Annotated in this window: 22 protein-coding genes; 13 read left to right on the top strand and 9 right to left on the bottom strand. The window is 72.2% G+C overall.

Annotation, left to right across the window (positions count from 1 at the left end):
- Positions 1–2: 2 nt before the first annotated feature.
- The 4 genes from ACFPLC_RS39370 to ACFPLC_RS39385 form a co-directional block, all read right to left on the bottom strand.
- Positions 3–752, bottom strand: coding sequence for a cytochrome c oxidase assembly protein (locus ACFPLC_RS39370; protein WP_378201398.1), 750 nt, complete (start codon positions 750–752; stop codon positions 3–5).
- Complete coding sequence (locus ACFPLC_RS39375; RefSeq protein ID WP_378201395.1) at positions 749–1,192, bottom strand: DUF2243 domain-containing protein; 444 nt, start codon at positions 1,190–1,192, stop codon at positions 749–751. The genes ACFPLC_RS39370 and ACFPLC_RS39375 overlap by 4 nt, the downstream gene beginning before the upstream one ends.
- Before the next feature lie 82 nt (positions 1,193–1,274).
- Entirely contained in the window at positions 1,275–1,742 is a 468-nt protein-coding gene (locus ACFPLC_RS39380; protein ID WP_378201392.1) for a hypothetical protein, read from the bottom strand.
- Positions 1,717–2,640, bottom strand: coding sequence for a DMT family transporter (locus ACFPLC_RS39385; RefSeq protein WP_378201389.1), 924 nt, complete (start codon positions 2,638–2,640; stop codon positions 1,717–1,719). Before ACFPLC_RS39385 ends, ACFPLC_RS39380 begins: the two co-directional genes overlap by 26 nt.
- 116 nt (positions 2,641–2,756) lie before the next feature.
- On the opposite strand from ACFPLC_RS39385, the gene ACFPLC_RS39390 reads away from it, so the two are divergent.
- The 3 genes from ACFPLC_RS39390 to ACFPLC_RS39400 all read left to right on the top strand — a co-directional run bounded on the left by ACFPLC_RS39390 (position 2,757) and on the right by ACFPLC_RS39400 (position 4,943).
- Positions 2,757–3,755: an SDR family oxidoreductase gene (locus ACFPLC_RS39390; protein WP_378201386.1), complete on the top strand. Its 999-nt coding sequence runs from the start codon at positions 2,757–2,759 to the stop codon at positions 3,753–3,755.
- Positions 3,756–3,784: 29 nt separating this feature from the next.
- Entirely contained in the window at positions 3,785–4,393 is a 609-nt protein-coding gene (locus ACFPLC_RS39395) for a DUF2231 domain-containing protein (protein ID WP_378201383.1), read from the top strand.
- 385 nt (positions 4,394–4,778) lie between these two features.
- Positions 4,779–4,943 (top strand): hypothetical protein, encoded by a 165-nt coding sequence (locus ACFPLC_RS39400; protein WP_378201380.1) that lies wholly within the window; start codon positions 4,779–4,781, stop codon positions 4,941–4,943.
- Here the strand turns inward: ACFPLC_RS39400 and ACFPLC_RS39405 are convergent.
- Positions 4,898–8,293, bottom strand: coding sequence for a TM0106 family RecB-like putative nuclease (locus ACFPLC_RS39405; protein WP_378201377.1), 3,396 nt, complete (start codon positions 8,291–8,293; stop codon positions 4,898–4,900). The two genes, ACFPLC_RS39400 and ACFPLC_RS39405, sit on opposite strands and share 46 nt — an antisense overlap.
- A gap of 166 nt (positions 8,294–8,459) precedes the next feature.
- Between ACFPLC_RS39405 and ACFPLC_RS39410 the strand changes: the two genes are divergently transcribed.
- From ACFPLC_RS39410 to ACFPLC_RS39440, 7 genes are all read left to right on the top strand, one after another.
- Positions 8,460–11,048 carry an alpha-glucuronidase family glycosyl hydrolase gene (locus ACFPLC_RS39410; protein ID WP_378201374.1) on the top strand — a complete coding sequence of 863 codons (2,589 nt, stop codon included), beginning with the start codon at positions 8,460–8,462 and terminating at the stop codon, positions 11,046–11,048.
- A gap of 85 nt (positions 11,049–11,133) precedes the next feature.
- The gene (locus ACFPLC_RS39415) at positions 11,134–12,075 is read left to right on the top strand and encodes an acyl-ACP desaturase (protein ID WP_378201371.1); all 942 of its coding nucleotides are present in this window, start codon (positions 11,134–11,136) and stop codon (positions 12,073–12,075) included.
- Between the two features lie 135 nt (positions 12,076–12,210).
- Positions 12,211–12,936 carry an IclR family transcriptional regulator gene (locus ACFPLC_RS39420; RefSeq protein WP_378236296.1) on the top strand — a complete coding sequence of 242 codons (726 nt, stop codon included), beginning with the start codon at positions 12,211–12,213 and terminating at the stop codon, positions 12,934–12,936.
- Between the two features lie 70 nt (positions 12,937–13,006).
- Complete coding sequence (locus tag ACFPLC_RS39425) at positions 13,007–14,038, top strand: Rieske 2Fe-2S domain-containing protein (RefSeq protein WP_378201365.1); 1,032 nt, start codon at positions 13,007–13,009, stop codon at positions 14,036–14,038.
- A complete protein-coding gene (locus tag ACFPLC_RS39430; RefSeq protein WP_308676564.1) occupies positions 14,035–14,193 on the top strand; it encodes a hypothetical protein in 159 nt (52 codons plus the stop codon). The genes ACFPLC_RS39425 and ACFPLC_RS39430 overlap by 4 nt, the downstream gene beginning before the upstream one ends.
- Positions 14,193–15,110: a PDR/VanB family oxidoreductase gene (locus ACFPLC_RS39435; protein ID WP_378201362.1), complete on the top strand. Its 918-nt coding sequence runs from the start codon at positions 14,193–14,195 to the stop codon at positions 15,108–15,110. The genes ACFPLC_RS39430 and ACFPLC_RS39435 overlap by 1 nt, the downstream gene beginning before the upstream one ends.
- A gap of 51 nt (positions 15,111–15,161) precedes the next feature.
- A complete protein-coding gene (locus ACFPLC_RS39440; protein WP_378201359.1) occupies positions 15,162–16,619 on the top strand; it encodes a phospholipase D-like domain-containing protein in 1,458 nt (485 codons plus the stop codon).
- Positions 16,620–16,622: 3 nt separating this feature from the next.
- Here the strand turns inward: ACFPLC_RS39440 and ACFPLC_RS39445 are convergent, their stop codons facing one another.
- From ACFPLC_RS39445 to ACFPLC_RS39460, 4 genes are all read right to left on the bottom strand, one after another.
- Positions 16,623–18,197: a succinic semialdehyde dehydrogenase gene (locus ACFPLC_RS39445; protein ID WP_378201356.1), complete on the bottom strand. Its 1,575-nt coding sequence runs from the start codon at positions 18,195–18,197 to the stop codon at positions 16,623–16,625.
- Complete coding sequence (locus tag ACFPLC_RS39450; protein WP_378201353.1) at positions 18,194–19,822, bottom strand: GMC family oxidoreductase; 1,629 nt, start codon at positions 19,820–19,822, stop codon at positions 18,194–18,196. Before ACFPLC_RS39450 ends, ACFPLC_RS39445 begins: the two co-directional genes overlap by 4 nt.
- A 159-nt stretch (positions 19,823–19,981) precedes the next feature.
- A complete protein-coding gene (locus ACFPLC_RS39455) occupies positions 19,982–20,440 on the bottom strand; it encodes a dihydrofolate reductase (RefSeq protein ID WP_378201350.1) in 459 nt (152 codons plus the stop codon).
- Positions 20,437–21,234, bottom strand: coding sequence for a thymidylate synthase (locus tag ACFPLC_RS39460; protein ID WP_378201347.1), 798 nt, complete (start codon positions 21,232–21,234; stop codon positions 20,437–20,439). The genes ACFPLC_RS39455 and ACFPLC_RS39460 overlap by 4 nt, the downstream gene beginning before the upstream one ends.
- 108 nt (positions 21,235–21,342) lie before the next feature.
- Between ACFPLC_RS39460 and ACFPLC_RS39465 the strand changes: the two genes are divergently transcribed.
- From ACFPLC_RS39465 to ACFPLC_RS39475, 3 genes are all read left to right on the top strand, one after another.
- Positions 21,343–21,795, top strand: a complete 453-nt coding sequence (locus ACFPLC_RS39465) for a Fur family transcriptional regulator (protein WP_378201344.1) — start codon at positions 21,343–21,345, stop codon at positions 21,793–21,795.
- Complete coding sequence (gene katG / locus ACFPLC_RS39470) at positions 21,792–24,065, top strand: catalase/peroxidase HPI (protein WP_378201341.1); 2,274 nt, start codon at positions 21,792–21,794, stop codon at positions 24,063–24,065. The genes ACFPLC_RS39465 and katG overlap by 4 nt, the downstream gene beginning before the upstream one ends.
- Before the next feature lie 142 nt (positions 24,066–24,207).
- Positions 24,208–24,975, top strand: a complete 768-nt coding sequence (locus tag ACFPLC_RS39475) for a polysaccharide lyase family 7 protein (RefSeq protein ID WP_378201338.1) — start codon at positions 24,208–24,210, stop codon at positions 24,973–24,975.
- Positions 24,976–25,002: the final 27 nt, after the last annotated feature.

Here is a 25,002-nt window from a genome sequence, read left to right on the forward strand (position 1 = left end):
GGTCACGCGCAGAGGCTTATCAGCTGCCGGCGGTGCTGGGCACCCCCGTTCGGCGGCTGCTCCGAGCTTCCGCCCGGCCGCGGGCGGCGTACCACTGCAGCGCGACGATCAGCGCGAGCCCGAGCTCGACGACGTCCCCGCCGTAGTACATCAGCTGGGCGCCGGTCCGCGACGGCGAGCACCACGCCCGGCGGCGGGCTGACGTACAAGGTCTTGGCCAGCACGGCGTGCGCGGCGGCGGCGCCGATCAGGGCACCCGCGCGGACGCCGAGCCCGGCGCGGTGGCGGAGCGGGTCGAGCCGGCAGATCGCCGTGGTGAAGAGCAGGCCGGTCAGGAAGACGTGGAGGTGCAGCCAGGGTGCGTCGCCGATCCTGGCGAACAGGCCGGTGCGGTAGAGCAGCCACAGGCTCCCCGCCTCCAGGACGGCCGCGACCGGCGGGAACACCAGCACGCCGGCCGCCCTCAGTGCGTGTTTGAGGAGGCGGCGGGCCGCGGGCGGGACCGCGCGCAGCAGGAGCGTGACCGGGCGGGCGAGCACGATCAGGACGGGTGCCAGCATGCCGGCCAGGACGTGCTGCAGCGCGTGCGTGGTGAAGGTGGACCCGCCGGGCGCGAGCGCCACGGCGACGCCGGCGCCGAAGACGGCGTCCCGGATCGGCGGCCACCGGTCACCGCGCCGCCGCAGCCGCCACGCGCCGGTTTCGTAGGCCGCGAAGGCGAGCAGCGCCGGGACGTGGTGAAAGACGCTCACACGGTCGCCCGCGCGCGGCGCAGCAGGACGACGCCGAACGCGACCAGCAGCACCGCGACGACGTTCCACGTCCAGTCGTAGGGGGTGAGGTCCACGGCGTAGCGGATCTGGTGCAGGCCGAGGAGCTTGTGCTGGATCGTGCCGTCGTAGAGCTGGAAGGCGCCGGCGCCGGTGAGGAGGCCACCGGCGAGGGCGCGGCCGGAGAGCCGGTCACCCCGCCGCAGGTCGGCGACCAGCACCAGGCCGAAGACGACGGAGAAGAAGCCGAAGGCGTGGAAGAGACCGTCGGAGACGAGTCCCGCGTCAGTGGTCGAACGGTCGTAGAAGTGGTGCCAGTGCAGGAGCTGGTGGAAGACGGTCTCGTCGACGAACGCGGCGACGCCGATCCCGGTGAGCACCCCGGCCCAGGCCGACCGCGCGGTGGGTCTCGCGCCCGCCATCCGCACCCTCCCCGCCCTCGCTCCCGCGGCTGGTCGTGAGTGGTAAGGCGGGTTCTAACCCGCCTTACCACTCACGACCGGCTCAGCGGCCCGGCTCCTCTTCCACGTGCATCGCGGCCTGTTCCGGTCCCGCCGCCGGGGCCGAGCCCGCGTCCACGGCCACCTGGTCCGGTTCCGTGTCCAGCGGCGGCCCGTCACCCTCGACCGGCTCCAGCTGGACCGGCTGTTCCGGGGTCTCGCCCGTGTCCTCGTCGGTTTCTCCGCCCGCCCGGCTGTCGATGCCGGTCGAGACCTCGGCCGCCGGATCCGGGACCTCCTCGCCGATGCGGTCGCCGAGGCCGCGCGGGTGGGCCTGCTCCCACGGGGTCATCCCGTACTTCGTCACGCCCGACCAGTGCTCCGGGGGATCCATGCCCTCCTCGAGCGGGTCGGCGCGGATCCGGTCCTCGTCGAGGTCCTCGGCGCTGTTGAGCGCGGCCGGGTCCGTCTCGACGGCGTCGGGTTCGCCGGTGTCCTGCGGCGGGTCATAGCTCTGCTCCGGTTCGCTCATGGTCCCCGGGCTTCCCGCTGACGCGGCGGCGAAACACCGGCCGTCGGCAGCCTTCCCCGGTCCGGGCCAGCAGGATCACCCCCACGACCGCCACCGCGGCGGCCGGGACCCACACGATCGCGTGCCCCGGTTCGAGGCGCTCGCCCGTCAGGAACCGGGCGGCGGGCACGGCCGCGAGCGGGTCGAGCAGCACCAGCGCCGGCATCGACCACGCCAGCGCGCCCCGCGCGTAGGCCTGCTGGCTGCCCAGCTGCGCGACCACCGCGACGGCGAGCGCCGCCCACAGCGCGCTGCCGCCCAGCGTGGGCAGCAGCCCGCGTTCGCCGAACGTCTTCACCGCCGCCGAAATCAGTACCGCCGCCACCCCCGCCGCGACGCCGGCGGCCGCGCCGCAGGCCAGGGCGCCCCAGGGGCCGCGCTCGACCCGGCTGGCCGCCGCGACCAGGCCCACCGCCAGCAGCACCGCGCCGGCGACCGCGAACCAGGGCGGCAGCCGGTCGCCGGTGCCGGCGGCCGGGCGGGCCGCGACCAGGAAGACGGCCAGGCCACCGCAGGTGAGGACGGCCCCGATCCCGTCGAGGCGGGACGGCAGGCACCGGTCGCGCACCGACCGGATCGCCAGCGCGACGACCAGGCCGCCGGCGAGCACCGGCTGCACGATGGCGACCGGCGCCAGCGCCAGCGCGACCACCTGCAGCACGGTCCCCAGCACCGTCGCGCTCTGCCCCACCATCCACTTCGGACGGGTCACGAGCTGCCTCAGTTCGACGCCCCGCGCGTGCGCGCTGCTCGAAGCGGCCTCGTGCTGCAGCACCGATCCGACGGCGAACAGGACGGCCGCGCCCGCGGCGACCGACGTCCCGGGGAGAAAGGCGGAGATTCCGGCAGGGAGGGACACCTGGAGCTGATACCCGCGGCCGGCGCCGGTTATCCGTCCGGCCCGGGATCGGCGTTTGTGCGGCGGTCACGGCGGTATCCGGGGCCTTCCGGGTCCCCGAACCACGAGGAGGCGTCATGCCCCGTCCGGTGTCCGACCAGGTGGTCGTGCTGATGGGCGCGTCGAGCGGGATCGGGCGCGCCGCCGCGCTCGCCTTCGCCGCGCAAGGGGCGCGTGTCGTGTGCGCCGGCCGCACCGAGCGGGCCCTCGGCACGCTGGTCGACGAGATCACGGCCGCGGGCGGGACGGCACTGGCCGCGCCCACCGACATCGCCGACCCGGACGCCGTCCGCGCGCTGGTCCGGACGGCCGAAGCGCAGTTCGGGCGGATCGACACCTGGGTGAACCTGGCCGGGATCGCGGTGTTCGGCCGCGTCGAGGACATCACCGACGAAGAGTTCGACCGCGTCCTGCGGGTGAACTTCCTCGGGCACGTCCACGGCGTGCGCGCGGTGCTGCCCGCCCTGCGCCGCGCGGGCGGTGGCTCGGTGATCGGCGTGTCCTCGCTCGAGGGCGTGCGGGCGGTGCCGCTGCACGCGCCCTACACCGCCAGCAAGTTCGCGCTGCGCGGCTTCTACGACTGCCTGCGCATCGAACTCGCGCAGGAGGGCGCGCCGATCGCCGTCACCACGATCCTCCCCGCGGCCATCGACACGCCGTTCTTCGAGCACGCGCGCAGCAAGCTCGGCGCGCTGCCGAAGCCCCCGCCGCCGGTGTACGCCCCGGAGACGGTCGCCGACGCCATCGTGTTCGCCTCGACACACCCCCGCCGCGAAATCCCCGTCGGCGGGGCCGCGGCCGGCTTCTTCTTCGGGCAGCGGCTGTCCCCGGCGGTGACCGACGCCCTGCTTTCGCTGCGCCGGATCGGCTCACGCAGCTTCCGCAACACGCTGCCCGACAACGGAACCGACAACGTCGACTCCACTGTGGACGAACCAGGGCAGGTCCACGGCAGTCATCCCGGCAAGGTGCTCCGGCGCAGTGCGTTCACCAGGCTGGTGGGCACGCTCCCCCGGCCGGGTGACCTGCTCACGGCGGCGGTCTCGCGGCGCCACCGCGCGAGGGCCGAGGGTTGAGGGCCGCGCAACCGGGTAGCCGCAGCGGTATGGATCCCACGCGCGATGGACATGGCCGGTCGAAGCCCGCCTGGGGCCACCGGGTGCTGCAGAAGGCCGAAGACGCCGAGGCGCTCGACGGCCCGGCCACCGGGCTCGGGCGGGTGCTGAACGGCGAGAGCGGCGTGACGCGCCAGCTGCGCGGCCACGCGCTGGGGCACCCGCTGCACCCGATCGCGGTGACGGTGCCGATCGGCGCTTGGCTGTGCTCGGCGGTGTTCGACCTGCTCCCGGACGGCCGCGACACCGCACGCCGCCTGATCGCGACCGGCCTGCTGGCCGCGCCGGCGGCGGTGGTGCTCGGCCTGGCCGACTACGCGAACCTGGACGTGCGGCAACGCCGGGTCGGCCTGATCCACGCGGCCGCCAACGCGACGGCGACGGCGCTGTTCGGCGCGTCCTACCTGGCCCGCCGCAACGGCCGCGGCGGACGGTTACTGGCGGCGCTGGGCCTGGCGGCGACGGGTGCCGGCGGCGCGCTCGGCGGGCACCTGGCCTACGCGCAGGGTGCGGGGGTGTTCCGCTGGCAGACCCTGGACGACCTGGCCCCGGCCGAACTCGCGGGCGAGCACCCGGCGGCACCCCGGAACCCCGCCTGACCCCGGCCGCCGAGAGCGCGCCCGGTACCTCGCTCCCCGGCCCGAGCCCACCGGCCGAAACCCGGAACCTAGCCTGACCCCGGCCGCCGGGATTGCGCCCGGTACTTCGCCCCGGCCCGAACCCTGCCGAACCCGGCCCCACCCCGAAACCCTCGCCCGACCCGGCCGCCAGGACTGCACCCGGTACCTCGCTCCCGGCCGAAACCGGCCGAACCCGCCCCCCACCCCTGACCCCGGCGGCCCGAAGTCCGCCCGGCACCTCGCTCCCCAGCCCGAACCCGGCCACCGGACAGCCCGCCGCCACCCGAACCGGCCGCACCCCAGCGTCGAACCCGCCCTGACCGGCCGACGCTTTGATCACCGGCACCCGGGGTAACCGCCCCCCATGAGCGAATCCGACAACCGCCCCGTGACCCCCGACGCGCCGGCCCCGCCCGGGACACCCGAACTCGACCTCGACGTGGAAATCCCCGAAGCCGACCGAGAGCGCAAGCAGCCCGGCTCTCAGGACGTCGACGAGGACGCCGGCGAGATCGAACCACCCAGCTGACCCGTCGGCCACGGCCGCGCCGCCGTCATCAGGCCGATCATGCCCGCGACCAGGCGCAGCTGGTCCACCGTCCGGATGTCCGCCTCGACGAGCCGGGGCGAGCACACCAGAACCGCCAGCGCCTGGGCCCGCGACAACGCCACGTTCAGCCGGTTGCGCGACAACAGGAAGTCGAGCCCGCGCGGCAGGTCGACCGCCGACGAGGACGTCATCGTCGCGATCACCACCGGGGCCTCCTGGCCCTGGAACCGGTCGACCGTCCCCACCCGGACGCCCGGGTAGCCCGCCTCCTCCAGGGCCCGGGTCACCGTGCGCGCCTGGAGGTTGTACGGCGCGACGACCAGAACGTCCTTGTCGCCCAGCGGCCGCGTCACACTGTGGTCCGTCCATAGGCGACCGTGCACTTCGGACACCAGCCGCACGACCTCGGCGGCTTCCTCCACCGATCGGGTCGTGTTGCCCCGGTGGTCCACCTCGCTCAGGTACAGCCCCGCGTCGACGCCTTCCAGCGCGCGGTCCGCGGCCGACGGGTGGGCGTGCAGCCGCCCGGCGTAGGACAGGTTCGACACCGGTTCGCACACGGCCGGGTGCATGCGCCGGGTCTCGTCGAGGAAGTAGCCCAGGGACGCCGGCATGATGTCGGCCTCACCGATCAGGTGGCCCAATGCCGAGGCCTCCGCTCCGGCCGGGTGCGTGCCCTGCACCACCTGAGGCAGCTGCTGCGGGTCGCCCAGCAGCACGACGTTGCGGGCGCACATCGACACCGCGAGCGCGTCGGCCAGCGCGAACTGGCCGGCTTCGTCGATGATCAGCAGGTCGAACGGCTCCTCGCGGACCGCCGCGTTCGCGAACGTCCACGCCGTCCCGCCGACCAGGTGCCCCGCGTCGTGCTCCTCGCGCCACTTCACCAGCGCGGGGTTGCTCTTCGGCTGGTCCCACGGCGCGGCCGGGTCCGGCGTCTTCTTCGCGCGCTTGGCGCACGGCAGCTCCGGCGCGCTCTTCTTGGCCGCGCTCAGCACGTTCTCCACGGCCTTGTGGCTGGTCGAGGTGACCGCGACCGTCCGCCCCGCCCGCACCAGCCGGGCGATCAGCCGGCCGGCCAGGTAGGTCTTGCCCGCTCCCGGCGGCCCCTGCACGGCCAGCGCCGACCCGTCGAGCGCCTCGACCGCCTCGATCACCGTGGTCACCAGGTCCTCGCCCGGCGAGGGCAGCGACGCACCGCCCCGCAGCCGGGGCGGGGTGCGCCGGAGCAGGTCGACACCGGGGTGGCGCGGCAGCTCCGGGAGCGCGTCGACGACCAGGCGCGCGAGGTCGGCGACCGCCTCGTCCTTGGGTGACGGCCGCACCGGGCTGCCCGGCAGCACCGCGCTGGGCCGGTCGTTGGTGGTCGCGTCCGGCGGGCAGCTCTCCTCCAGGGTCAGCTCCACGGCCGACGCGGCGACGACTTTCGCGTCCCGGGCGGTGTCGCCGTAGCGCAGCCGGACGTCGTCGCCCGGGGCGAACGGGTGCGGCCGGTCGGGGTCGCACGCCAGCTGCAGCGTCCGCTTCGCGGTGCGTGCCCGCCCGGCCGGGGGCACCCACTCCCCCGCTTCCAGCGAGACCGGCACCGCGCAGGCGGTGTCGACCTCGAGATCCCCGAGCGGGGCGGCGAGCTGGCGGAAGTACTCCCACCAGGCCGGGTTCGTCTCACGCCGGTGGTAGCCGACGGACGCGGCCAGCAGCGCGCGGGCCCGCTCGTCGGCGGTGAAGTGGCCGGGGTCGTCCGGCAGGCCGTCCAGCAGCGGGTCGACCAGCGCCGCCAGCTGCGCGGCCCGTTCGGCGCGCCGCTCGGCGGCGACGTCCTCCTCGGCCGCCCGCAGCAGCGCGTCCTCGGCGGATTCCTCGGCCGGCTCCGGGACCTCGATGCCGGCGTCGGCGCGGACCCGGTGCAGGAATTCGAACAGCCGGTGCGCGGAGACGCAGTCGTCCTCGGTGTTCTCGCCGATGCGGCGCAGGACCTCGTCGGCGCGTTCCGGCTCGCCGGACTGCGCGAGCGCCAGGTACTCCTCGTAAGCCTCGACGTCGGACACCGCGGTCTTCCCGCGGGCGCCGGGCTGGTAGAGCGGCTCGAGGTGCCGGATCGAGTACGACCGCTGCGACACGCGCAGCGCCTTGCGCACGACCGCGTGCAGGTCCACGACCGCGCCGCTGCGCAGCAGGTGGTCGACGGTCTCCTCGCGGGTGCCGTGCACCGCCGCCAGCCGCTTGATCGCGGTGACCTCGTAGGGCGCGTAGTGGTAGACGTGGGAGCCCGGGTGCTCGGCGACGCGCGCCGCGGCGAAGTCGACGAACTCCTCGAACGCCCGCCGCTCCTGGGCGCGGCTGTGCGCCCAGAACGGCGTGAACCGCCGGTCGCCGAACGCGCCGAAGAGGTATTCCAGGCCTTCACCGGCGAGGGCGTGCGGATCGCCGGCCAGGTCGACGAACACGTCACCCGGAGCCGGCGCGGGCAGGGCGGCCAGCTCGGCGGGGTCGACGACCTCGTAGGCGACCTCGCCGGTGGTGTCCTGCCGGACCTGCAGCGCGGCCTGGGCGCGCAGGGTCGCGAACGCCGTCGCGGACAGGTCCCGCGGCCGGTCCTCCGGGCCGGCGGCGGCGAGCGCGTCGATCGAGCCGAGCCCGGCGGCGACCAGCTTGCGGCGCTGGTCGCCGCGCATCCCGGCGACCAGCGAGAGGTCCCGGTCGGCCTCCCTGGCCGACGCGCAGTGCTGCGCGAACCCGCAGCCCGCGCAGGCCGGGCGTTCGTCGGCCCACAGCGGGACCGGCAGCCGCGGCGGGCGGTTCGCCAGCCGAGTCCGCAGCCGGGCCACCAGCGGCCGGAAGTCCTCGACGCGCAGCGTCCGGGTGCCGCCGCCGGTCAGCCGCAGGTGCAGGTGCGGCCCGGCCGGCCACCCGGCGCGGTCCAGTGCGTCGGCGCACGCCGTCAGCCGGACCACCGCGGCCGGCGTCGCCTGCCGGACCGGCTTCGCGTCGTGGACCTCGTAGCGGCCGTCGCCGTCCTGGACCAGGAAGTCCGCCTGCGCCGAGAACTCGCCGTCGAACAGGACGGCCCGGTGGATCACCGGTGTCCCGGCGCGCAACGCCTCCTCCGTCGCCTTCGCGGCGAGCGCGGTGTCCTCGACGTCGATCTCGGCGACCTCGCGCCCGGCGGCGCGGAACCCGGCGAGCATCGCCGTCGGGTGCCCGCGCCGCGGATCCGGTTCGGCGGGTGCGGGCCGCGGCGCTCCCGGCAGGCCCGCGGCCAGTGCCTGGTTCAGGACGCTGCGGTGCTCGCAGTCGAGCAGGTCGGCGAGATCGGCTGGGGTGAGCATCGCCGCGAAGTCTGGCACGGCCGATCATCCGGGCCGGACCACGGCGTCCCGACACGCCGAAACTTTCGAGGATTCCCTGGTATATCGCCAATTCTTGACAGCGCGGCCGCCCGGCCGGAATAGTGCGGGAACCGAACTAAATACTCGTGAACACGATGGGGGCACGGTGTCTTCCAGCGACGAGAACGAGCAGAGCCGGTTGCGCCGGCGTTCCTTCCTGATCGGCAGCGGAGCTGCCGTGGCCACCTCGGTGTTCGGTGCCGTTCCGGCGCGAGCGACCTCTCCGGGCGCCTTCCCCGCCGACTACGACGGCTCCGACCTGTGGCTGCGCTACGAGCAGGTTGCCGACCCCGGCCTCCTCGCCCGCTACCGGGCCGCACTCGGCGCGATCGTCGTGGAGAACGCCGGCCGGACCAAGGTCCACCGGCACACCGCGAACCTCAGCATGGCCCCCGGATCTCGCGAGCACCTGGTGGAAAGCACCCTGGAGGCGGCGCGGGACGAGCTCGTCCGGGGCCTCGGCGGGCTGCTGGGGCGGCCCGTGCCGGTGCAGGGCGGGTTCCCCGACCGCGCGGTGATCGTCGGCACCCCGGACAGCTCACCGCTGGTCCGGATGCTCGTTCCCGCGCGCGACCTGGCGCCGCTGGGCGACGACGGCTACCTCGTCCGCGCGCTGTCCCGGGGCGGGCACCGGTCGATCGTGATCGCCGGCAACACCGACCTCGCCGCGCTCTACGGGACGTTCGCGTTCCTCCGGCGTCTCCAGGCGCAGCAACCCCTCACCGACCTGAAACTTTCTTCGGTGCCCCGGATCAACCACCGGTACCTGAACTACTGGGAGACCGAGCGCCTCTACGCCGGGAACAACCCCGCGGGCACCGGCGGGCTGGACGGCGAGAACGGCGCGATCTTCGACTTCACCGCCACCGGCGCGTCCGCCGCGCTGAACCTGCCGGTGATCCTCGACCGGTACCTGGTGGCGGCACGGGCGATGGCCTCGGTCGGCATCAACGGCATCACGATCAACAACGTCAACGCCAACAGCTTCTACGTCACCCCGGCCGCCATCGAGCAGGAGGCCGCGCTGGCGGACGCGCTGCGCCCGTACGGGATCAAGCTGGCCGTGTCCATCAACTACGCGGCCCCGACGGACGCCCGGTTCGCGCCCGACACCCTCACCCGGGAGGAACTCGATCCCTACAGCGCCAAGTTCCGGGACTGGTGGACGCGCCGGGCCCGGCAGCTGCAGGCCGCCATCCCCGACTTCCTGGGCTTCACCGTCAAGGCGAACTCCGAGGGCCAGCCGGGTCCCCAGGACCTGGGCTACGACCACGGTGACGGCGCCAACGGCATGGCGGCGGCGGTGGCGCCGCTCGGGATGCGGATCTTCTGGCGCACCTTCGTCTACAACGCCGAGGTCGACGCCGACCGGCTCAAGCGCGCCTACCTCGAGTTCGGCCCCATCGACGAAGAGCGCCAGCCCGACAGCACGATCGGCCGGTTCGCGAAGAACGTCTTCCTGCAGACCAAGAACGGCCCGCTCGACTACCAGGCCCGGGAGCCGGCCAACCCGCTCTTCGGCCGGATGGAGCACACCAACCAGGCCATCGAACTGCAGATCACCCAGGAGTACACCGGCCAGAATACGATGCTGTGCTACCTCGGCCCGCTGTGGGAGGAGGTGCTGAAGTCCGACACGTACGCCACCGACGCGCACGGCAAGCTGCTGGACAAGCGCCTGGTCGGCCACGTCGTGGACGGCACCGCGCAGGGCCACCCGGACAGCGCCATCGTCGGCGTGGCCAACTTCGGCAACGCGGACAACCTGACCGGGCACCACTTCGCGCAGGCGAACCTGTACGCCTTCGGCAGGCTGGCGTGGGACTGGACCCTCGACGCCCGCGGCATCGCCGAGGACTGGGTCCGGCTGACGTGGAGCAACCGCGACTTCGTCGTCCGGACCATCGTGGCGATGATGATGGGGTCCCGGGAGGCGCTGGTCAGTTACCAGACCCCGCTCGGCGTCGCGCACCAGTTCCGGTCCAGCGACCACTACGGCCCCAACCCCGCCGAACGGCTGGCGCGGGACGACTGGAGCCCGGTCTACTACAACAAGGCCGACACCGCCGGGCTGGGCTACGACCGCTCTCCCACCGGCAGCGGCTTCACCGCGCAGTACTTCCCGGTGCTCGCGGCCCGGTACGCCGACATCGACACCGTCCCCGAGAACCTGCTGATGTGGTTCCACCACGTGCCGTGGGACCGGCGGCTGCGCTCCGGCCGGATCTTCTGGGACGAACTGGTGTACCGCTACCAGACCGGCGTCCACTACGTGTCGTGGCTGCGCCGGGCCTGGGATTCGCTCGAACGGCACGTCGACGCGCGGCGCTTCGCCGAAGTCAAAGCGAAGCTCGCGGCCCACGAGGCCGACGCGGGTACCTGGCGCGACACCTGCGTGGGCTATTGGCAGCAGTTCAGCGGCCGGGCGATTCCGACCGACGGGCCGCTGTCGATCAAGATCGTCGTCGGCGGCCGGGCCATCGGCGGCTTCGACGCGGGGGCGGCGTCCAGCACCGTCCCGCTGGCGGCCGGTACTCCGGCGAGGATCACGAAGGTGATCCCGTCCGATCCCAGCGTGCGGTGCGAAGTCCTTTCCCAGGCCGACGGCGTGCCCGGGCGGGCCGTCGTGCGGGTCACCGGGATGAGCTTCTTCGGGCCGATCCTGAAGGATTACGTGTTCGAGTTCACGCGCTGAGGGGAACCCCCGGGCAGCCGCGTCCGTTGTCGTTTCCTACGGCACCGTAAGTTACGGTCGCGTAGGTACGGAAGGACGTTGCCCGATGCCGGTCCCCGAAACCACCCGCCTCCTGCACGAACTGGAAGGGACGGTCGAAGAGAACCTCAACCGGCACCTCGCCGCCGCCCAGGACTGGATGCCGCACGAATACGTCCCGTGGAGCCAGGGGCGCGACTTCGCCGACCTGGGCGGGGAGGCGTGGGATCCGGAGCAGTCCCGGGTGAGCCCGATCGCGCGGACGGCCCTCGAGGTCAACCTGCTCACCGAGGACAACCTGCCCAGCTACCACCGCGAGATCGAGCGCGCGTTCGGCCGCGACGGGGCCTGGGGCACCTGGGTGCACCGGTGGACGGCCGAAGAAGGCCGCCACGGCATCTGCATCCGCGACTACCTGCTGGTCACCCGCGCCGTCGACCCGGTCGAGCTGGAACGGATGCGGATGGAGACCATGCAGGCGGGCTACGACACCGGCGACAAGCCGCTGCTCAACGTCTGCGCGTACGTCTCGTTCCAGGAGCTGGCGACCCGGCTCTCGCACCGCAACACCGGCCGCTACACCCAGGATCCCCTGGCCGAGAAGCTGCTGGCCCGGGTGTCCACGGACGAGAACCTCCACATGGTCTTCTACCGCAACCTCGTCAAGGCGGCGCTGGAGATCTCGCCGGACGCCATGATGCGCGCGATCACCGACGAGGTGCTGAACTTCGCGATGCCGGGCGCGGTGATCCCGAGCTTCCAGCGCAAGGCGGCGCTGATGGCCAAGGCCGGCATCTACGACCTGCGCATCCACCACGACGACGTCGTCCAGCCGCTGCTGCGGTACTGGAGGGTCTTCGACCTGACCGGCCTCGGCGCGGCGGGGGAAGCCGCGCGGGAAGAACTCGCCACGTTCATCAAGGGGCTCGACACGCAGGCGTCCCGGTTCGAGGAACGCCGGGACGCCGCCGCGGCGCGCCGGGCCGCGCGGGGCATAGCGGACGCCTGAGCCGGCCGACGGCGAAGGCCTGCCGCGGCTGGTCGTGAGTGGTAATGAGGGTTAGAACCCTACTTGCCACTCACGACACACCCGCCGGAGGTCGCCGTGCCGCACCGAGGTCGCGTTCCCGGCGCCACCGGGCCGGTGCTGGGCCGCGCGCTGCGGGTACTGGAAGCTTTCTCGCCGGACCGGCCGGCGCTGCGGCTGAACGAGGTCGCGCGCCGGGCCGGGCTGCCGGCCGCGACGGCGCACCGGCTGCTGCGCGAGTTCTGCGACTGGGGCGCGCTGGAGCGCGACGAGGCCGGCGTCTACCGGGTCGGCCTCCGGCTGTGGGAGCTGGGTTCACTCGCGCCGCGGGGCCTCGGCCTGCGGGAACTCGCTCTGCCGTTCCTTGAGGACCTCTCGCAGATCACCCGCGAGAACGTCCAGCTCGCCGTCCGCGAAGGCACGGAGGTCGTGTACATCGAGCGGATCGCGGGCTCCGGGGCGGTCCCGGTCCTGACCCGCGTCGGCGGCCGGTTTGCCCTGACCGCGACGGGCGTCGGGCTGGTCCTGCTCGCCCACGCGCCCTCGGCGGTGCAGGAGGAGGTGCTGGGCGGTCCGATCGAGCGGTACACGAGTTCGACGGTGACCGACCCGGACCGCCTGCGGCACATGCTCGCCGACGTCCGGACGCACGGGTTCTCCATCAGCGAGCGCCAGGTGACCCTGGACGCGCTCTCGGTCGGCGCACCGATCCACGACGCGCGGGGGCAGGTGGTCGCGGCGGTGTCGCTCGTGGTCCGGTACGGCAGCGTGGCGCCGCACGCGCTCGCTCCGCTGGTGATGACCAGCGCCCGCGCGATTTCCCGAGCGCTTTCCATCTTATGAAATAGCCCTTCGTGGCGCCCGGTTCGCTCCCCCACGCTGTGACCCGGCCCACCACGAAAGGACGACCCCGATGAGCGCCATCCCCCGCGACCAGTGGTACGTCGCCGCCTACGGCTCCGAGATCGGTCCCGAACTGTTCAGCCGCACCATCTGCGGGGAACCGATCCTGTTCTGGCGGACCCGGGACGGCAGCGTCACCGCGATGGCCGACCGGTGCGTGCACCGGCGCTTCCCGCTGTCGCAGGCGCCGTCCCGGCTGGTCGACGACCAGGTCGTCTGCGGCTACCACGGCTTCACCTACGGCGTGGACGGCAAGTGCGTGGCCGTGCCCGGGCAGACGCGGGTGCCGCGGACCGCGCGGCTGACGCGCTACCCGCTGGTGGAGCAGGACTCCTTCGTCTGGGTGTTCATCGGCGATCCGGCGAAGGCGGACGCGGCGCAGATCCCGCGGGCGCCCTGGCTCGACTCGCCGGGCTACACCACCGTCCGCGGGATGGAACCGCTCAAGGCGCGGTACTCGCTGCTGGTGGACAACCTGCTGGACCTGTCCCACGAGACCTACCTGCACGGCGGCTACATCGGCACCCCGGAGGTCGCCGAAACGCCGATCACCACCGAGGTCGACGAGGAGGCCGGCGTCGTCTACGTCTCGCGGCACATGGCCGACGCGGCGTGCCCGCCCTTCTACGCGAAGTCGACCGGCCTCGAAGGCCGCATCACGCGCTGGCAGGACATCGAGTACACGCCGCCGTGCCTGTACAAGCTGCACAGCCGCATCGCGCCGGTCGGCTCCGTGCCGAACCCGGACGGCAGCGACCCGGACGCCTTCCACGTCGAGGTCGTCTACGCGATCACGCCCGAGACCGAGCATTCGACGCACGACTTCTGGGCGGTGGCCCGCGACTTCGCGTTGGACGACGAAGGGGTTTCGGCGTTCCTCGCGGAGAACAACCGTACGGTCGTGCTGCAGGACGTCGAAGCCCTCGACGTCCTCGAGCGGGTCATCGCCACCGAACCGGACGGGTACCAGGAGCTGTCGATCAACATCGACACCGGCGGCCTGGCGGCCCGCCGCATGCTGCAGCGGATGGCGGCATCGTGAACCGGCCGATGCTCGCGGGAGACCGCGTCTACCGCATCCACTGGGTGCTCGGCACCGACCGGCTGCGCGCGGTCTGCCACTGCGGCGCCGAGCGTGAGTTCGAAGACCCCGTGCAGCTGTGGGACTGGCTGCTCGCCCACCCCGAAGGACACTGATGACGTTCGAACTTGTGTTGGACCGCAAGGAAAAGCCGGCGGAGGGCGTGGTCCGGCTGACGCTCCGCGCCCCCGACGGCGGCTCGCTCCCGCCGTGGGAGCCGGGCGCGCACATCGACCTGCTCCTGCCCGGCTTCGTGCGGCAGTACTCGCTGTGCGGCGACCCCGCGGACAGCTCGGCGTACGTCGTGGCGGTGCTGCGCGAGCCCGACGGCCGCGGCGGCTCGGCGTACGTGCACGACTCCCTCGCCGAGGGCGACCGGGTTCAGGCCGAGGGCCCGCGCAACCACTTCCCGCTGGTGGACGCCGAGCGGTACCTGTTCATCGCGGGCGGCATCGGCATCACGCCGATCCTGCCGATGCTCGAGAAGGTGGCCCGGTCGGGCCGCGAATGGCAGCTGGTCTACGGCGGCCGGACGCGTGCGTCGATGGCGTTCGCCTCCGAGCTTTCCGTGCACGGCGACCGGGTGACGTTCCGCCCTCAGGACGAACACGGCCTGCTGGACCTCCCGACGCTGCTGACGGCGGCCCGCCCGGGCACGGCGGTGTACTGCTGCGGCCCGGAGCCGCTGCTGGCGGCACTGGAGGCCCTCGGCCCGCAGGACCTGCACGTCGAGCGCTTCACGCCGGCGCCGGAACTCGGTGAGCGGACGGCGTTCGAGGTCGAGCTGGCCGGGTCGGGGCGGGTGCTGCCGGTGCCGGCGGACCGGTCGATCCTCGAGGTGGTCGAGGAAGCCGGGGTGCCGGTGCTGTCGTCGTGCCGCGAGGGGACGTGCGGGACCTGCGAGACCGGCGTGCTGGGCGGCGAGCCGGACCACCGGGATTCGGTGCTGACGGCGGAGGAGCGGCTGGAGAACGAGGTGATGATGCTGTGCGTGTCGCGGGCGTGCTCGCCGCGGCTCGTGCTCGACCTCTGACGCAGCGTCACTGCACGGCGAACCCGGCCGATCTGTAGTGATATGGGACAGGTGACGACGTTTCACTCCTTCGTGGACAAGGTGGACGAGCGGCTCGGCGACGGGCTCGAGCGTGTCCTGTGCGCCCATCACCAGCGGCGGCTGAGCCGGCTCGGCTGGGGTGACGTGCTGGGCCCGGGCGGCGCGGACGACCCGCTCGGCGGCCGGGCGCCCGTGCGGGACGGCAACCGCGTCGAGGTGCTGATCGACGGCGAGGAGTCGCTGCCCGCCGTGGCCGAGGCCATCCGGAACGCGAAGTCGCACGTGCACCTGGCCAACTGGCACGCCAGCGCCGACTTCCGGCTGACGCGGGAACCCGGGTCACCCACCCTGCGGGAACTGCTGGCCGAGGCCGCCGGGCGCGGGGTCGAGGTGCGCGTCCTGCTGTGGGCGGGGCCGCCCTTCCCGGCCTTCCAGCCGTCGCGGAAGCTCGCGCGGTCCGAGCGGCGGAAGTTCACCGAAGGCACCGATGTGCGCTGCGTCCTCGACGCCCGTGAGCGGACGATGCACTGCCACCACGAGAAGCTGGTGATCGTCGACGACGCCGTCGCGTTCGTCGGCGGGGTGGACTTCACCGCGCTGGAAGGCGACCGGCACGACAGCCCGGACCACCCGCCGCGGACGATCGGGTGGCACGACCTGATGGCGCGGATCGAAGGGCCCGCCGTCGCCGACGTGGCCGTGCACTTCAAGCGGCGCTGGACGGAGGTGGCGGGCGAGGCCCTGCCCGAACCGGCGGTCCCGGACCCGGCCGGCACCAGCCGGGTGCAGCTGCAGAAGACCGTCCCGAACAACACCTACGACTTCCTGCCGAAGGGCGAGTTCACCATCCTCGACGGCTACCTGCGCGCGCTGCGCTCGGCGCGGCGGCTGGTCTACCTGGAGAACCAGTTCCTGTGGTCGCCGGAGATCGCCGAGGTCCTGCTCGACAAGCTGCGGAACCCGCCTGCCGACGAGTTCCGCGTCGTCCTGCTGCTGCCGCGCAAGCCGAGCAACGGCTCGGACACCACCCGCGGCCAGCTGGGCCGCCTGCTCGACGCCGACGACGGCCACCACCGCCTCCTCGCGACGACGATCAGCGCGCACGACGGCGACGCCTCGGCGCCGGTGTACGTGCACGCCAAACTCGGCATCGTCGACGACGAGTGGCTGACCATCGGCTCGGCGAACCTCAACGAGCACTCGCTGTTCAACGACACCGAGGTCAACATCGCCACCGACGACCCGGAGGTCGCCCGCGGCACGCGGCTGCGGCTGTGGGCCGAACACCTCGGCCACCCGGTCTCGGAGCTGGAGAACCGGGAGCCGGCGGACATCGTCGACAACCTGTGGCGGCCGCTGGCCGAGGAGCAGGCCGAGCGGGAACGCCGCGGTGAGCAGCGCACCCACCGGCTGGTCCTGCTGCCGGGCGCTTCCCGCCGCGCGGCCCGGCTGCAGGGTCCGCTGCGCGGGCTGCTGGTCGACGGGTGAGCGCTACCGGATCCGCAGCTTCCGCATCAGCTTCAGCCCGGAGAGCATGCTTTCGACGTACTTCTCGTACCCCTGCCCCGGCCGCGGGCCCATCACCTGCTTCTTCAGCACGGCGAGGTTCTTCACGTCCGTGTACTTGAGCAGTCCCTGATCGCCGTGCCGGGCGCCGACGCCGGAGTTCTTCACCCCGCCGGAGGGTGTGCCCTTCGCCGCGTACGCGGTCGCGAGGATGTCGTTGACGTTCACGTTGCCGGACTCGATGCGGGCCGCCACCGCGCGCGCCGCCGTGACGTCCGCGCTCCAGACCGAGGCGTTCAGGCCGTAGTCCGTGTCGTTGGCCAGCGCCACCGCTTCGTCGACCGTGCGGTACTTGTGCAGCGCCACCACCGGCCCGAAGGTTTCCGTGACGCCGCAGCGCATGTCCGTGGTGACGCCCTCGAGGATCGTCGGCTCGAAGAAGGCCGGGCCGAGGTCGGGCCGAGGCCGGCCGCCGCACAACACGGTGGCCCCCTTGGCGACCGCGTCGTCCACATGGGACTTGACGCGGCGCATGTGGTCGACCGAGACCAGCGAGCCCATGTCGGGACCGAAGTCGTAGGCCGCTCGGACGTCGAGGGCCGAAGCCGCCGCCACGAACGCCGTCTTGAACTCCTCGTACCGGGACTCCGGCAGGTAGATCCGCTCGATGTGCATGCAGATCTGGCCCGTGTTGCCGAACGCCCCGAAGATCGCGCCCTGGACGGTTTCGGCGAGCGAAGCGTCCTCGAGCACGATCATCGGGTTCTTGCCGCCGAGTTCCAGGCAGCAGCCGATCAGGTTGCGGCCCGCGCGCTCGCCGATCACCCGGCCGGTCGCCGTCGAACCGGTGAACATGATGTAGTCGGCGTGGTCGATCAGCGTCGGGCCCACCTCGGGCCCTTCGCCGCAGACCACCTGGAACAGCCCCTCCGGCAGGCCCGCCTGCTCCAGCAAGCGGATGCCGTAGAGCGGTGAGAGCGCCGTCTTGTTGTCCGGCTTGAGCACGACCGCGTTGCCGGCCATCAGCGCCGGCACGGCGTCGGAAATCCCGGTGGCGAACGGGAAGTTCCACGGCGCGATGATCCCGACGACGCCCTTGGGCTGCCGGATCTCGGTCGAGGACGTCAGCAGCGGCACCGGGCCGCCGCGCTTGGCCGGCGCCAGCAACCGCGCCGCCCGCTTCAGGTAGTGGCTCATCACCATCGGCGGGTCGCAGGTCTCCTCGATCGCCATCCGCCGGTTCTTGCCGCTCTCCACCTGGATCAGGTCGGCGACGGTCCGCGCGTGCCCGACGAACAGCGCGTGCGCCCGCCGGAACACCGCCAGCCGCTCCTTCACCGGCGTGGCCGCCCACTTCAGCTGGGCTTCGCGCGCGACGGCGAACGCCCGCTCGATGTCTTCCGGCGTCGACTGCGGGAGCTCGGCGAGCAGCTCGCCGGTGTAGACCTCGGTGAGCTTCCAGGTCGCTCCGGAGGACCCGGGCACCCGCGCCACGAGCTGACGGAGGAACGCGTCGGTGATCGACGCCGGGCGGGCGAGGGCGAGCGGCGTGACGGTCATGACCGGCTCCCGAGGACGAGCTGGGCGCCCATTTCCCCGATCATGATGCAGGGCGCGTTGGTGTTGCCGCCGGTGATCGACGGCATGATCGAGGCGTCGCAGACCCGCAGGCCCTCGACGCCGCGCACGCGCAGGTCGGGGCCGACGACGGCGAGCTCGTCGACGCCCATCCGGCAGGTGCCGACGCCGTGGTAGACCGACGTCGCGCGGTTGAGGATGGCGTCGCGCAAGGCCTGGCCCTCGAGGTCCTTGCCCGGGTGGATCTCTTCCTTGACCGCCCCCTTGAACGCCTTGGACGCGAAGATCTCGCGCACCATCTCCGAGCCTTCGCCGAGCAGCTCGAGGTCGGCCGGGTCGGACAGGTACCGGAAGTCGATGTCCGGTGCCGCGGCGGGGTCGGCCGAGGTGAGCCGCAGCGTGCCGCGGCTCTTCGGGTAGATGAGCGTGGTCAGCACGGTGAGCGCGGGGCGCTTGTCGACGTCGTGCCGGATCGGCGCGTCCTGGTTGGGCGACACGTAGGCCCACGGCAGGAGGTGCAGCTGGAGGTCCGGGATCGCCCCCGCCTGCGAGGTCCGCAGGAACGCGACCGCCTCGAAGACGGAGTTCGCGAGAAACGTGGTGCCGGGGCGCAGCAGCTCCCGGGCCAGGCCGCGGGCGAAGTACGGTGCCGTGCCCTTGTTCTTGCTGGTCGTCACGTGGAAGGTCAGGGCGTGGAACATGTGGTCGTGCATGTTGTCGCCGACGGGCAGGTCGGCGACCACGTCGATGCCGTGTTCCTTGAGGTGCTCGGCGTGGCCGACGCCGGAGAGCATGAGCAGCTGCGCGGAGCCGATGACGCCGGCGGAGAGGATGACCTCCTTGCCGGCGCGGATGGTGCGACGGCGGCCGCGGTCGAGGACCTCGACGCCGACGGCCCGGCCGTTCTCGATGAGCACCTTTTCGACCAGCACCCGGTCCTGGAGCTCCAGGGTCGGCGGCGCGAGGTGGTGGAGGTAGCCGCGCGAGGCGCTGTAGCGCAGGCCGTCGGCGGCGTTCTGCTGCATGCGGCTGACGCCCTCTTGGGACTCGGCGTTGTAGTCGTCGAGGATCTTGCAGCCGAGCGCGTCGGCGGTGGCGTCGACGAACTGCAGCGACCCCTCTTGCGGGTTCTTCGCGCGGGTGACCCGGATCGGCCCGCCCGCGCCGCGGAAGGCGTTCTCGCCGTCTTCGAAGTCCTCCATGCGCTTGTAGGCGGCGTTGACGCTGTCGGCGTCCCAGCCGGTGTTGCCCTCGGCGGCCCAGGAGTCGAAGTTGGCGCGGTTGCCGCGGACGTAGACCATGCCGTTGATGGAGCTGGAGCCGCCGACGACCCGCCCGCGCGGCACCGGCATCCGGCGATCGAGAACGTGTTTCTGCGGAACGCCGTAGAAGCCCCAGTCGAGCGGTTTCTTGAGCTGCGGCACGGCGTGCATGGGTCCGACGAGGCCGGGTTTCTTGATCAGCAGCTGCTCGTCGCTCTTGCCGGCTTCGAGGACGATCACGCTGGCCCCGGCCTGCGCGAGCCGTCCCGCGATCGCCGCGCCCGAGCTTCCCGACCCGACGACGACGTAGTCGGCCTCGTCGCCGCGCGCCGCCCTTTTCGCCATGTCCGCTCCTCGCTACGACCGGCTAAAACTGGAACGTGTTCTAATTCCAGTCACCGTATAGCGCGATGGTCCACGTCGGCAAGTGCAGTGAATGACTCATTCCTGGCGTGCGACGCCAGGAATGAGTCATTCACCGCGGCCGGAGCGGCGGAGCGGGCTTCAGCCCCAGGTGAGGAAGCGGTAGTGCAGGCCGGTCGAGGACTCGAGCCACTCCCCCACGGAGTCCGCCGGGCGGCCGACCTCGGGGGCGTAGGTGTCCCCCTCGAAGGACTCCCGCAGCTCGGTGACGACGATCCGGTCCGCGAACGGCAGCGCCGCCCGGTACACCGCCGCCCCGCCGATCACCCACAGGTCACCGGCCTCCGCGGCCAGCGCCGAAGGCAGGTCCGGGAACGTCTCGACCCCCTCCTGCGGGGTCGCCGACAGCACGAGGTTGCGCCGGCCCGGCAGCGGCCGGAACCGCGGCGGCAGCGACTCCCACGTGCGGCGCCCCATCAGCACCGCGGCGCCCGCGGTCACCGCGCGGAAGTGCTTGAGGTCCTCCGGCAGGTGCCACGGCAGCTCGCCGTCGCGCCCGATGACGCCGTTCACGGACTGGGCCCAGATCAGCCCGATCACACCGCCACCGGCGCCTTGATGCCCGGGTGCGGGTCGTAGCCGTCGAGCGCGAAGTGCTCGTAGGTGTAGTCGAACAGGCTGTCCGCCGGCTTCAGGTCGAGCGTGGGGAACGGCCGCGCGTCGCGGGCGAGCTGCGTGCGGACCTGGTCGACGTGGTTGTCGTAGACGTGGCAGTCGCCGCCGGTCCAGATGAAGTCGCCGACAGCGAGGCCGACCTGCGCGGCGATCATGTGCGTCAGCAGCGCGTAGCTGGCGATGTTGAACGGCACGCCGAGGAACAGGTCCGCGCTGCGCTGGTACAGCTGGCAGGACAGCTCGCCGTCGGCGACGTAGAACTGGAAGAACGCGTGGCACGGCGGCAGCGCCATGCGCGGGATGTCGGCGACGTTCCACGCGGACACGATGATCCGCCGCGAGTCCGGGTTCTCACGCAGCGTGCGCAGGACCTCGGCGATCTGGTCGACGTGCCCGCCGTCCGGGATCGGCCACGACCGCCACTGGACGCCGTAGACGGGCCCCAGGTCGCCGTCGGCCGCCGCCCACTCGTCCCAGATCGTGACGCCGTGCTCCCGCAGCCACGAGACGTTCGCGTCGCCGCGCAGGAACCACAGCAGCTCGTAGGCGATCGAGCGGAAGTGGACTTTCTTCGTGGTGATCAGGGGAAAACCCTCGGACAGGCGGTAGCGCAGCTGGTGCCCGAAGATCGACCTCGTGCCGGTGCCGGTACGGTCGCCCTTGCGGGCCCCCGTCTCGAGGACGTGGCGGAGGAGGTCTTCGTACTGCGTGTCCGGCATGCCCGGGACTCTAACCGTGCCGCTGACTCAGCGTGAACCCCGGTTGCGCCACTCGACTGAGGGACCCAAACTTGACCCATTCCAGAAAAGGCCTTAGGGTCGGCGGCAATGTCAGACTTCGAAGCGCAGTTGCGGGCGGTCTCGCTGCGGGTCACCCGGCCCCGGCTGGCCGTGCTGGCCGCGCTGCGCGACCATCCCCACGTCGACACCGAAACGGTGATCGACCTGGTGCGCGCCGAGCAACCGACGGTCTCGCACCAGACGATCTACGACGTGCTGCGGGCGCTCACCGAAACCGGGCTGATCCGGCGCATCCAGCCGGCCGGGGCGAACGCCCGCTACGAGGCCCGGGTGGGTGACAACCACCACCACGTCGTGTGCCGTTCGTGCGGGGCGATAGCCGACGTCGACTGCGCCGTCGGCCACACCCCCTGTCTCACCGCTTCGGACGACCACGGTTTCGTGATCGACCAGGCGGAGGTCGTCTACTGGGGCACCTGCCCCGACTGCGCGGCCGACCGACCCCGAAATGATTCGCCGCTCCCGGAAGGAAGTAAATGAGCTCCACCCAGGACAACCCCTCCAGCGCGCAGGGCGTGGACAAGAAGGCGGCGGCCGGGTGCCCGGTCGCGCACGACTCGGTGACTTCGCACGGCAGCGAGAGCGAAAACCCGGCGATCGACTCGCCGACGCCGAAGACGGGGGGCCGTCCGCGCACGAACAAGGACTGGTGGCCCAACCAGCTCGACCTGTCCGTGCTGCACGCGCACTCCTCGAAGGGCAACCCGCTCGGCGAGAAGTTCAGCTACGCCAAGGAGTTCGCGAAGCTGGACGTCGAGGCCCTCAAGCGCGACATCACCGAGGTGCTCACCACCTCGCAGGACTGGTGGCCCGCCGACTTCGGCCACTACGGCGGCCTGATGATCCGCATGAGCTGGCACGCCGCGGGCACCTACCGCATCCACGACGGCCGCGGCGGTGCCGGTGACGGCAACCAGCGCTTCGCCCCGCTCAACAGCTGGCCGGACAACGCGAACCTGGACAAGGCGCGCCGCCTGCTGTGGCCGGTGAAGCAGAAGTACGGCCAGAAGATCTCGTGGGCCGACCTGCTGGTGCTCGCCGGCAACGTCGCCCTGGAGTCGATGGGCTTCAAGACCTTCGGCTTCGGCTTCGGCCGCGTGGACGTCTGGGAGCCCGAGGAGATCATCTGGGGTCCGGAGGACGACTGGCTGGGCGACGAGCGCTACGTCAGCGACTCGGAGATGGCGCCCGAGGTCGGCGCAACCGAGATGGGCCTCATCTACGTCAACCCCGAGGGTCCCCGCGGCAGCGCGGACTTCGAGGCCGCGGCGCACTTCATCCGCGAGACCTTCGCCCGGATGGCGATGAACGACGAGGAGACCGTCGCCCTCATCGCCGGCGGCCACACCTTCGGCAAGACCCACGGCGCCGGCATCGCCGACGACCACGTGGGCCCGGAGCCGGAAGGCGCGAACCTCGAGGCCCAGGGCCTCGGCTGGCTGAGCACGCACGGCAGCGGCAAGGGCGCGGACACGATCACCAGCGGTCTCGAGGTGACGTGGACCGACAAGCCGACCGAGTGGAGCAACCGCTTCTTCGAGATCCTCTTCGGCTACGAGTGGGAGCTCACCACGAGCCCCGGTGGCGCCAAGCAGTACGTCGCCAAGGACGCGCCGGAGATCATCCCGGACCCGTACGACCCGAACAAGAAGCACAAGCCGACGATGCTCACGACGGACCTGTCGCTGCGCTTCGACCCGGTCTACGGCCCGATCTCGCGCCGGTTCCTGGAGAACCCGGACGAGTTCGCGCTGGCCTTCGCCAAGGCCTGGTACAAGCTGCTGCACCGTGACATGGGCCCGGTCAGCCGCTTCCTCGGCCCGTGGGTCGCCGAGCCGCAGCTGTGGCAGGACCCGGTCCCGGCCGTCGAGGGCGAGCTGGTCGGCGACGCCGACATCGCCGCCCTCAAGGCGAAGGTCCTGGAGTCCGGCCTTTCGGTCTCCGAGCTGGTTTCGACCGCGTGGGCGTCGGCCGCGAGCTTCCGCTCCACCGACAAGCGCGGTGGCGCCAACGGCGCCCGGATCCGCCTGGAGCCGCAGCGCAACTGGGAGGTCAACCAGCCCGAGCAGCTCGGCAAGGTGCTGGAGGTCCTCGAGGGCGTCCAGCGCGAGTTCAACGAGGCGGGCGGCGCGCAGATCTCGCTGGCCGACCTGATCGTGCTGGCCGGCTCGGCCGCCGTCGAGAAGGCGGCGCGCGACGCCGGCGTCGAGACGACCGTGCCGTTCCACCCGGGCCGCACCGACGCCTCGCAGGAGCAGACCGACGTCGACTCGTTCAAGGTGCTCGAGCCGCGCGCCGACGGGTTCCGCAACTACCTGCGCTCCGGCGAGAAGCTGCAGCCGGAGACGCTGCTCGTGGAGCGCGCCTACATGCTCGGCCTGTCCGCGCCGGAGATGACGGTGCTGGTCGGCGGCCTGCGCGCCCTCGGCAACAACCACGGCGGTGCCGCGCACGGTGTCCTCACCGACAAGCCGGGCGTGCTCACCAACGACTTCTTCGCCAACCTGCTCGCCCCGGGCACGAAGTGGAAGGCGGCGGAGTCGGCGGAGAACGTCTACGAGATCCGTGACGTGACGACCGACGAGGTCAAGTGGACCGCGACCGCGGTCGACCTGGTCTTCGGCTCGAACTCGCAGCTGCGGGCGCTGGCCGAGGTCTACGCCAGCGACGACGCCCACGAGAAGTTCGTGGCGGACTTCGTGGCGGCGTGGACGAAGGTCATGGAGCTGGACCGCTTCGACCTCGCCTGATCGGAGCATCGACGGGCCCGGCCGGTTTCCGGCCGGGCCCGTTTTTCGCGTCCGCCGCGATCTTGACATCGGGTGAGCGCCGACCTACCGTGAGTTCCACGCCGCCGGGTTGTCCAGACCATTTACCGTGAAGGGACACCCGATGATGCGTGTTCGTGCCCTGCTCGCCCTCCTGGCCATCCCGGCCCTGGCCGCGGCCACCGCCTCCCCCGCGCTGGCGGCGGACCCGTCCGTGGCCCCGGGCGGCAACTTCGACCTCTCGGTCTGGCAGCTGCAGGAACCGGTCGGCTCGCCGGGCAGCCCGACGACCATCTCCTCCTCCCGGCTCCAGGGACCGAACGGCTTCCAGGACAGCTACTTCTACACCGACACCCGCGACGGCGCGATGACGTTCTGGGCGCCGGAAAAGGGCGTCACCACGCCGAATTCGAACTACGCGCGCTCGGAGCTGCGCGAGATGAACCGCGACGGCTCGGCCGCGAACTGGTCGCTGAGCGGGTCGCACAAGCTGAGCGCGACCCTGCGCGTGGTCTCGGTGACGTCGAACGTGTGCGTCGGCCAGGTGCACCTCGGCACCGGCGGCTCGTCGACGAAACCGCTGCTGGAGCTGTACTACCGGGCGAGCGGGGACATCGTGCTGGGCACCGAGAACTCCCCCGACGGCGGCCAGACGGCCCACACCGTCGGCCACGTCTCCATCGGCAAGACGTGGACCTACACGATCGGCATCTCCGGCGGCAACACCATCGACCTCACGGTCAACGGGAGCACCACGCACTACGGCATCCCGTCGTCGTTCAAGCCGTACAAGCAGTACTTCAAGGCCGGCTCGTACAACCAGTCCTCTTCGGACAGCACGACGAAGGGGGCCAGGGTCGCCTTCTACGGCCTGAAGGTCACCCACGGCTGACGAAGGGCGGCCCGGCCGCCACCGGGC

The organism is Amycolatopsis plumensis (assembly GCF_042652605.1).
GTDB lineage: Bacteria > Actinomycetota > Actinomycetes > Mycobacteriales > Pseudonocardiaceae > Amycolatopsis > Amycolatopsis plumensis.

Coding starts and splice junctions, on each gene's coding strand:
- ACFPLC_RS39375 (WP_378201395.1), bottom strand. CDS start 1,192: ATGGCGGGCGCGAGACCCACCGCGCGGTCGGCCTGGGCCGGGGTGCTC.
- ACFPLC_RS39380 (WP_378201392.1), bottom strand. CDS start 1,742: ATGAGCGAACCGGAGCAGAGCTATGACCCGCCGCAGGACACCGGCGAA.
- ACFPLC_RS39390 (WP_378201386.1), top strand. CDS start 2,757: ATGCCCCGTCCGGTGTCCGACCAGGTGGTCGTGCTGATGGGCGCGTCG.
- ACFPLC_RS39395 (WP_378201383.1), top strand. CDS start 3,785: ATGGATCCCACGCGCGATGGACATGGCCGGTCGAAGCCCGCCTGGGGC.
- ACFPLC_RS39400 (WP_378201380.1), top strand. CDS start 4,779: ATGAGCGAATCCGACAACCGCCCCGTGACCCCCGACGCGCCGGCCCCG.
- ACFPLC_RS39405 (WP_378201377.1), bottom strand. CDS start 8,293: ATGCTCACCCCAGCCGATCTCGCCGACCTGCTCGACTGCGAGCACCGC.
- ACFPLC_RS39415 (WP_378201371.1), top strand. CDS start 11,134: ATGCCGGTCCCCGAAACCACCCGCCTCCTGCACGAACTGGAAGGGACG.
- ACFPLC_RS39425 (WP_378201365.1), top strand. CDS start 13,007: ATGAGCGCCATCCCCCGCGACCAGTGGTACGTCGCCGCCTACGGCTCC.
- ACFPLC_RS39435 (WP_378201362.1), top strand. CDS start 14,193: ATGACGTTCGAACTTGTGTTGGACCGCAAGGAAAAGCCGGCGGAGGGC.
- ACFPLC_RS39445 (WP_378201356.1), bottom strand. CDS start 18,197: ATGACCGTCACGCCGCTCGCCCTCGCCCGCCCGGCGTCGATCACCGAC.
- ACFPLC_RS39450 (WP_378201353.1), bottom strand. CDS start 19,822: ATGGCGAAAAGGGCGGCGCGCGGCGACGAGGCCGACTACGTCGTCGTC.
- ACFPLC_RS39460 (WP_378201347.1), bottom strand. CDS start 21,234: ATGCCGGACACGCAGTACGAAGACCTCCTCCGCCACGTCCTCGAGACG.
- ACFPLC_RS39465 (WP_378201344.1), top strand. CDS start 21,343: ATGTCAGACTTCGAAGCGCAGTTGCGGGCGGTCTCGCTGCGGGTCACC.
- katG (WP_378201341.1), top strand. CDS start 21,792: ATGAGCTCCACCCAGGACAACCCCTCCAGCGCGCAGGGCGTGGACAAG.
- ACFPLC_RS39475 (WP_378201338.1), top strand. CDS start 24,208: ATGATGCGTGTTCGTGCCCTGCTCGCCCTCCTGGCCATCCCGGCCCTG.